Annotated in this window: 9 protein-coding genes; 5 read left to right on the top strand and 4 right to left on the bottom strand. The window is 68.3% G+C overall.

What is annotated here, in order from left to right:
* Positions 1 to 95: 95 nt before the first annotated feature.
* Positions 96 to 1,397 carry an ESCO1/2 family N-acetyltransferase gene (locus NLX86_RS20120; RefSeq protein WP_254373119.1) on the top strand — a complete coding sequence of 434 codons (1,302 nt, stop codon included), beginning with the start codon at positions 96 to 98 and terminating at the stop codon, positions 1,395 to 1,397.
* Between the two features lie 218 nt (positions 1,398 to 1,615).
* On the opposite strand, the gene NLX86_RS34785 is transcribed toward NLX86_RS20120, so the two are convergent.
* From NLX86_RS34785 to NLX86_RS20105, 4 genes are all read right to left on the bottom strand, one after another.
* Complete coding sequence (locus NLX86_RS34785; RefSeq protein WP_308409617.1) at positions 1,616 to 2,068, bottom strand: deaminase; 453 nt, start codon at positions 2,066 to 2,068, stop codon at positions 1,616 to 1,618.
* Positions 2,065 to 2,748 carry a dihydrofolate reductase family protein gene (locus tag NLX86_RS34780; RefSeq protein ID WP_308409616.1) on the bottom strand — a complete coding sequence of 228 codons (684 nt, stop codon included), beginning with the start codon at positions 2,746 to 2,748 and terminating at the stop codon, positions 2,065 to 2,067. Before NLX86_RS34780 ends, NLX86_RS34785 begins: the two co-directional genes overlap by 4 nt.
* Before the next feature lie 43 nt (positions 2,749 to 2,791).
* A complete protein-coding gene (locus tag NLX86_RS20110) occupies positions 2,792 to 4,225 on the bottom strand; it encodes a helix-turn-helix transcriptional regulator (protein WP_254373118.1) in 1,434 nt (477 codons plus the stop codon).
* 218 nt (positions 4,226 to 4,443) lie between these two features.
* Positions 4,444 to 4,827: a GntR family transcriptional regulator gene (locus NLX86_RS20105; protein WP_254373117.1), complete on the bottom strand. Its 384-nt coding sequence runs from the start codon at positions 4,825 to 4,827 to the stop codon at positions 4,444 to 4,446.
* Positions 4,828 to 5,212: 385 nt separating this feature from the next.
* Between NLX86_RS20105 and NLX86_RS20100 the strand changes: the two genes are divergently transcribed.
* The 4 genes from NLX86_RS20100 to NLX86_RS20085 are packed head-to-tail and all read left to right on the top strand — an operon-like array spanning position 5,213 to position 7,528.
* Positions 5,213 to 5,506 (top strand): hypothetical protein, encoded by a 294-nt coding sequence (locus tag NLX86_RS20100; protein WP_254373116.1) that lies wholly within the window; start codon positions 5,213 to 5,215, stop codon positions 5,504 to 5,506.
* Entirely contained in the window at positions 5,503 to 6,495 is a 993-nt protein-coding gene (locus NLX86_RS20095; RefSeq protein ID WP_254373115.1) for a DUF2637 domain-containing protein, read from the top strand. The genes NLX86_RS20100 and NLX86_RS20095 overlap by 4 nt, the downstream gene beginning before the upstream one ends.
* Complete coding sequence (locus NLX86_RS20090; RefSeq protein WP_254373114.1) at positions 6,492 to 7,142, top strand: GGDEF domain-containing protein; 651 nt, start codon at positions 6,492 to 6,494, stop codon at positions 7,140 to 7,142. Before NLX86_RS20095 ends, NLX86_RS20090 begins: the two co-directional genes overlap by 4 nt.
* Positions 7,142 to 7,528 carry an RRQRL motif-containing zinc-binding protein gene (locus NLX86_RS20085; RefSeq protein ID WP_254373113.1) on the top strand — a complete coding sequence of 129 codons (387 nt, stop codon included), beginning with the start codon at positions 7,142 to 7,144 and terminating at the stop codon, positions 7,526 to 7,528. Before NLX86_RS20090 ends, NLX86_RS20085 begins: the two co-directional genes overlap by 1 nt.
* Positions 7,529 to 7,534: the final 6 nt, after the last annotated feature.

Genomic DNA, 7,534 nt, shown 5'->3' with positions numbered 1-7,534 from the left:
TCGATTCACCGGGGTATGCAAGCACAACACGACCGACAACGCACTTCTGCGACCAGCACTTTCGCAACAGACCCTAGAGCTATGGAGGAGAGCGCATGGCTGAGCGGACTACTCACCTCAACCCTGATCCACGCACCCGCGACTCCCGGAAGATCCACGTCCGGGCCGCCCGCTGGTACGCCAGCGTCGAACTCGACCGCGATGCATACGTCGATACCGCGTCCTCGCTGGGACACGACCCCGAGCTGCCCGCTGCCTTCATAGAAGCGGTCGACAGGGCGCGCGACGCGTCTGTGGACCGCATCTGGTACGACGGCTACCCGGGCAGCTTCGCTTGTGGAGGCGGTTCGCGATGGGTCACCCTGTTCGTTCAGTTCCCATACGTCGAGGCTGCGGTCGAAGCACTGCGCGCAGCTGAGCTCGATCGCGACTACAGCCGGCTCCACACGCTCGCCGACCGATTGGCGCTGCCCGTCGATGACTGGCTTGCTCCCGGCGAGCGGGAGCTGATCCGCGGCGTCGACTTCGACCCGCCGCCCAGCGCGTTTCTGAAGTTCCTGCGTGGCAAGGCCAAGGAGTGCGGAGTGAGCCTCAATGGTCGGGCCACGGCTGGGGGCGTGTGGGTTCGCCCGACGCTGCCGCCCGCTCAGAAGCAGAATCGGGAGATGTTCCCCGAGCAGTACCCCGGCTGGGTGGACCGCTGGACCGGTTATGTCGATTCGGATGATGCACCCATCCGACCCTGGGTGGGCGGCAGTGACCAGGACCTCAGTTACGGCTCGATACCCGTCCAGTTCCTCGCTGCGCAGACGCAGCTCGGCGGCAACTGCCCATGCGGCATGAGCCTGCGAGAGAGCGGGAACGGCGACAGGGCACACACCGCCCATCACGCAGCGTGGGCGTTGGGCACGCGGGTGCCCAAGAACCTCGAATGGTTGAGCGACTTGGCCGTCGTGACGACACAGTCGCCGATCGCGTGGCGGAGGCTGACGTACAAGGTGGCGCGGATGCCGCAGAGGGAGAACCACTACGACTTCCCCTCCTGGTCCCACCTCGGTGAGCCTGAGGTGACCCCGGACAACGTGCGGGCGTACCTGTTGAAGGCGAACGGATACGTCATCGGATACCTGACTGCCCACGACCCAAACGAGCACCGCCGCTGGGATCTGATCGACGGGTCACCGTACGGCGACGAGGACGGCACCCTGCGCCCAAGCATCGACCTGATCTGGGTGGCGGACGCCTACCGGCGCCAGGGCGTCGGCGCCACGCTAGTGCGGGCGCTCGCCGCCGACTTCGGGTGCGAGGTTGCTGATGTGTCCTGGTCGAGTCCAATCAGTGACGCTGGCCGGCGCCTCGCCCGTCGGCTCTCACCCGAGGGCATCTGGATCAACTGACCCGCCAGGGGGCTTCCTGTGTCGCCTCAGCGGTATCACGGTCAGGCCACCGTCCATCGGCCCTCACGAGGGCCGGCTTCGCCAACGGGCTGCAAACACCCCCTGGGTGTTTGCAGCCGCCTGTGACCGGACACCCGGACAGCCCTCACCTTCACTGTCCGGGCGGATATTGCAGGTCAGCGCCCAAAACCGACAGTCGGACAGCTGGGACACCCCGGTTATTCCAGTAGGTGCGCGTTCACAGCGCGGGCCGCGTCGGCGAGGTCAGGGAGTTCCAGGACCTCGACACCTGCCTCACGGAGCTTCTCTACGCCGACGCAGTCGGCCACGAGCAGACTCGGCTCCCGCCAGGCGATCACGACGCGACGGATGGGGGAGCGAAGGATCAACTGCGTGCAGGTGAGCGGGCGGGAGCGGCGCTCAGAGCAAGGTTCCAGCGTGCTGTAGATCGTGGCCCCGGCAAGGCGATTGTCGTCCACGGGGAGCTTGGCGAGGGCCGACTCCTCGGCGTGGACGTGGGCGTCGGTCTCGCGGGAGTAGCCGTGAGCGACTTCCTCGCCGTCGTCGCCCACGATGATGGCACCGACCGAGAAGGCACCCTCTGCGGGTGGACACTTGCGCGAAAGGTCGATGGCCCGTTCCATCCAGGCTCGGTCCTCGGCAAGCGTCATGCGCGGCCCTCCTGCTTGGGCAGGTAGCGGAGGAGGACGACGTCACCGATGGTGCGGGCCTCAGCGAGGTGCATGCGGTGCGTTGAACCTCCCGGGTAGCTGGCGGGGTTGAGGAACCGCGGAGCGTCAGCCTCCCCAACGACGAGCGGTGCGATCGCGAGGTGGACCTCATCGGCCAGGCCCTGGGAGAGGAAGGCCGTGTGAATCTGTCCGCCACCTTCGACCATCAGGCGCTCGATACCGCGCCCGCCCAGGTCATCGAGCAAAGCGGCGAAGTCGATGGCGGGCCCCAAGGACACCACGTCGGCGAGGCCGGCCAGCCGCTCCCGAAGCTTCTCAACCCCAGTGTCTGTCGTGTAAGCGACCTTCTCGCCGCCGTGGTGCCAGAACTTCAAGTTCGGGTCCAGGTCTCCGCTGGCCGAGATCGTGACCTTCAGTGGGTACGCAGGCTTTCCGGCAGCGACGCGCAGAGCCCGCCGTTCCTCGCTGTTGACCAGGAGCCGTGGGTTATCGGCGCGCATCGTGCCTGCGCCGATCAGGATGGCGTCGGACTCGGCGCGCACCTGGTCGACACGGTCGAAATCCTCGCTGTTACTGAGGAGGAGCCGATCGGCACTGGTGTCGTCGATGTGGCCGTCGACGGAGGTCGCGACGCTCAGCAGTACGTACGGACGGGGCACTGGGAATCTCCTTGGCATCGCTGGGTGAGGGTAGGCGTGACCATCAGGCTTGTTGCAGTACAGCCGCGGTCATGGCGTCCTTGAAGTCGGCCACGCTCGGGACCGAACGCCACTGCGTCATGGCGTCATCGAGCTGGGCCAGCTCTCGGTTGATGCGCGCTGAGCCGGTTTCCGCTCCGATGCTCAGGGCCTGGAGGCCGACCGAGGCGGCCTGTTCAGCCTCCCCGGCACTGGCGAGCGCCACGGCTTCCCGGGCGAGATAGACGCCTCGGTCACGGTGGTATCCGGCCGGGAGACGACTGATGGCACTGCGGAACCCCTCAGCCGCGCCCCGATGATCGCCGAGGACGGCGAGGCTGTGTGCGCGCTGCACTTCTATGTACGCAGCGTCCAGCCACACGCCCCAAGGTGAGTTAGGGTCCGGGTCCATATTCGCGTGAAGGTTCAGCGCGTGCTCATACGCCTGCTGGGTCATCGACGGATCGCTGCGAAGAGCATGCCCGTGGGCGCCGTACGTCGCCGCGACAACCGCCAAGCGACTTTGCGGAGCCGCTAGATCTTCTGCGGCCTCCGCGACGTCAACGGCTTCGATTGGGTCCCGCATGTCGCCGGCCAGTTGGCTGCGCCTCGCGAGGATGTAAGTGGTCAGGTCCGTGTCGCCCGACATGTGTGACGTTTCGAGAGCCTCGCGCATCCAGTGCTGAGCAGCGCGGAAGTCTCCAAGGTCCTGGTAGAGCCAGCCGCAGAGTTCGGAGTACTGGGTCTGAAGCTGGAGGAGTTGGCGCCGGTCAGAACCGCGGCGGTCGGCCCGGAGATCCTTGATGGCCGCGATCTGCTGCTGGACGACTGGGATGACGCGGGCCGGACCAAAGCGGTTGTCGTTGTCGATCAGGACCTTGCGCGTCGCCTTGAGAAGCTCGATCGGGTTCGCCCCGGACGCACTGAGGCTGGAGGTCCGTGCGGCCGCCGGGAGTTCCGAGGCGGCAGCGATCGCTGCACCTGCTCCGAGCGCGCCGATCAGGGCCCTGCGTGAGAGCGACACGAAGATGATCCTTCCGTCATCGGTTCGTACAGGGACGGAGAGTCCCTCCGAAGACGGTGCCTCGCCATCCGATTCGCCAGCCAGGGTCACAGGCGGGTTGGACACATGAGTCCTTGGATTGGCCACATGGTGAGTGCGCAGGGCGTCAAGGCTGGCCCCCTGGGTGATCGATTCGTGGAGCCGCACCAGCGAGCCGCTCGCGCCCAAAGCGCTGTCATACGCACGGACGAGATCGGCGGAGGCAGCTTGATCGCCGCGCTCCACCCGCGCCATATAACTGCTGTTGAACACGATGGCTTTGCCGAGCGTCCCCAGGGATAAGCCCCGCTGGCTCCTCCACGCCCGCATCTCGGCACCGAGGTAGTGCTGTGGGCTGGCATGAGGTGTCAGCTCATTCGGTCGCTGTCCCACTCCGTCCTCCCCGATGAGGTCCATGTGGCCGCCCGTGGGCGGCCACATGGCGTGTCTGTCGCCCAGTCAAGTTCCGCCGCTACAAAAGATGCAGACGCGGATTCCCAACCTATCGGCGCAGGTTGAGGCTCTGCATTCCATGCGAGTGAAGGGGCTGGATCGTGACCACGGCAATGACTCGGCAGCAGATGCCGGCGCTACTCCGCTGCCTGGTGAACCCGGGTGCCGGACTCACTGGCATCTCACTTGTCACGATGCGGCGCGAGTGCGGCCGTTTCCGCTTCAAGCTTCTTCACCCGCTCCAAGAGATCGCCGAGTTGGGTGGTGACGTGCTTCACCTGGTCTTGAAGGTCACGCAAGCCTGCGGCCGCGAGCTGAGCCGAGGGTTCGCCCTTCCCCGCGTCGATCACGTAGGTCCCACTGCCGGGGCGCCCCTCCACGAGCCCGTCTTCCGCAAGTTGCCTGTACGCGCTCTGGACCGTCATGAGCGCGACGCCCAGCTTCTTCGCGAGGCCCTGGGCGCCAGGCAGCCGCGCTCCTGGGCTGTAGGTGCCGTCGGCGATGTCGGCCCTGAACTTGGCTGCAATGTCCTTGGCACTCGGGGGCGTATCAAGCTTCCAGTCCATAGCTAGAGCCTATCCAACCTAGGTCAGTTTGAGCCCATCGCTCGCAACTCTTGACGCCACGAAGCGACCTAGGTAGTTTTCGGCTCACAGCCAATCAACCTAGGTTGTTTGGTGTCGGTGCTGACGAGCCCCGTGCGAACGGGAGCCCTGACCTGGGATACCGCGCTCCTCAGAAGCCACCGTTCCTTGACAACTCAACAGCGTGACGAGGTCACCGTCTCCTTCGAAAAGGCGGTCAGCGCGGCTCAGGTCCGCGCAGCCCCGATGGTCTTCGGGCTGGGTTCGACTCCTAGCCGGGGCACGCACCACGCCTGAGCGGCGGGACTCCCCACCAAGGTCGCCTGCCGCCGGGTTCTCCCTGTTCCTGCGATTCCAGGAGAGCACCATGCGTACGTACATCGGCGGCCACCTGGCCGTCAGCAGCAACGACTTCGTGGAACTGGCCCTTGGTACCCCGGTGGAGCTGTGGCTCGGGGTGGAGGGCGAGAGCGAGGAGGAGCGCGCGGCCCGTCTGGACGCGGCGCGCGACATCCTCGCGGACAACCCGAACCTGCCGGACGACGTGAGCCGGGTCGCCGCCGAGGCGATCGAGGCGTACGCCCCGGAGCTGTTCAACGTCGTCCCGCTGATCCGGCCGGCCACCCGGCGGTCGCGCTCCCGGAAGGGAGCGGCGGCATGACCGCACTGACCGTGGAGCGGCCGGGGGTTCCGCCGCTGACGCGGCCGGAGATGGGCCTCGCCGGAATCGGCGCGCTCGCCGCGGCCGGCGTCGGAGCGCTGGGCCTGATCTCTTCCTTCGACGCGGTGTCCGCCGCCGCGGCCCGCTGGGGGTTCGGTGAGCCGTGGATGCTGCCCGTCGGTATCGACGTGGCGATTCCGGTGTTCACCGTGGCCAATCTGCTGTTGATCCGGATGGACATGGCCTTGGCGTGGGTCAGGTTCGTGCCCTGGGTCCTCACCCTGGTGACCTGCGGTCTGAACGTCGCCGCCGGACACGGGGTGTGGGCGAAGGTCGCGCACGGCACGATGCCGCTGCTGTGGGTGGTGTTTTCCGAGATCGGCGCGCACATCTACGCCGTACGGATCGGGGCCGTGACCGGCCGGCGGATGGACAAGATCCGTGCCTCCCGCTGGCTGCTTGCCTTCCCTTCCACGTTCTCGCTGTGGCGCCGGATGACGCTGTGGGAGATCACCTCTTACGCCGACGCGCTCGCCCGTGAGAAGGAGCGGCAGCTCGCCCGCGCTGACCTGCGCGAGCAATACGGGCGCCGGTGGCGCTCGAAGACACCACGGCGCGAGCGCGTTCTCCTCCGCCTCGGTGAACTCGCTCCCGAGGGCGCCGAGCCCGAGCCGGAGCCGGAAGAGGCTCCGGAGCCGCCCGTACCGCCGCAGGAGCCGAAGGAGCGGGCGCCGCGCAAGCGGGCCCCGCGCCCGAAGAAGCAGGCGCCGAAGACGCCCCGGACCGCGGCCGAGCTGCTGGCCGAGGCCCGCGAGGCCACCGCCGACTGGGCCGAGGACGCGATCAACGCCGAGGCAATCCGGACCGCGCTGCACTGCTCGGCCGCGAACTCCCGCACCCTGCGGGATGCGCTGCTCGTCGAGCGGGCCGACGGCCGGCCGCTTCACTCCATCGAGACCGCCGAGACGCCTGAGGAGGTCGCGGCATGAACACGCTCTTAACCGCCCTCGCAACTGCAGGGCCACTGGCTGCCGGTTGGTCCGGCCACGTGCTGTGGCTCCGGCGTCGACTCCGCACCGCACGCCGCGACCCGCTCACCGGGCTGCGGACCCGGGAGGGCTTCACCCGCCGCGCCACCGCGCTCCTGCGCGATGAGCGGGCGGTCGTGATCCTCGCGGACGTCGACCACTTCAAGCAGATCAACGACCGCCACGGCCACGCAGCAGGCGACGCGCTGCTGAAGGCCACCGCCGAACGCCTCGCCCACTACGTCGGCCCGCACGGCGTCGCCGGGCGCCTCGGGGGCGACGAGTTCGCCGCCGTCGTCATCGACACCCACGGCACCGTTGCGGACCTGCTCGCCGTCCTGCACGGCGTACTGGCCCGCCCCGCCGACCCCACCAACCCGCACGTCGCGACCACGGTGTCGCTCGGCTGGGTCCGCGCCGCCGACTACCCGAGCGACAACCTCTCCCGGCTCCTGGGTCGCGCGGATGAGGCCATGTACGCGGCCAAGCAGGCACGGGCCGGGGTCCGGCGGGCGGGGCTGGGGCGGCTGTTCGCCACGGTGGCCGGCCGCCGCTCCGGACGCCGAGGCGCCCGCACCGACGCACCGCCGATCGTGGCGTCTGCCTGATGTCGCCCACGTTCGGGAAGTGCTTCGACCCGACCGGCGCGCAGTTCGGGATACCGACCTACCCGTGGCGCTACGCCCCCGACGGCTACGCCACCCGCCGCCAGCTCCGTGCCCTCGGACTCCGGCCCGGCGGTCAGCCGGTGGCCGCTCAGGTCATGCGCCGCAGCCGCGGCCGCAAGTCCGGTGTCCTGGTCGGCCACCTCTACCGGATCGACCTCGCCAAGCCGGTCCGGCCGATGACCTCCCGCAAGTGGGGCGCGCTCGCCCTGGCGATGCTCGCCCGGCGCACCTGTCCGCAGTGCCGCACCGACGCCGGATACGTCATCCCGACCTCCCTCGGCACCTGTGTCCCCTGCGCCTACCCCGACGAACAGCGCGCCGCCTGACCAAGT

It is taken from the genome of Streptomyces sp. A3M-1-3, from assembly GCF_024213665.1.
Lineage (GTDB): Bacteria > Actinomycetota > Actinomycetes > Streptomycetales > Streptomycetaceae > Streptomyces.
The sequence above is the reverse complement of the archived record's forward strand: the minus strand, read 5'-3'. Positions and strand labels throughout refer to the sequence as shown.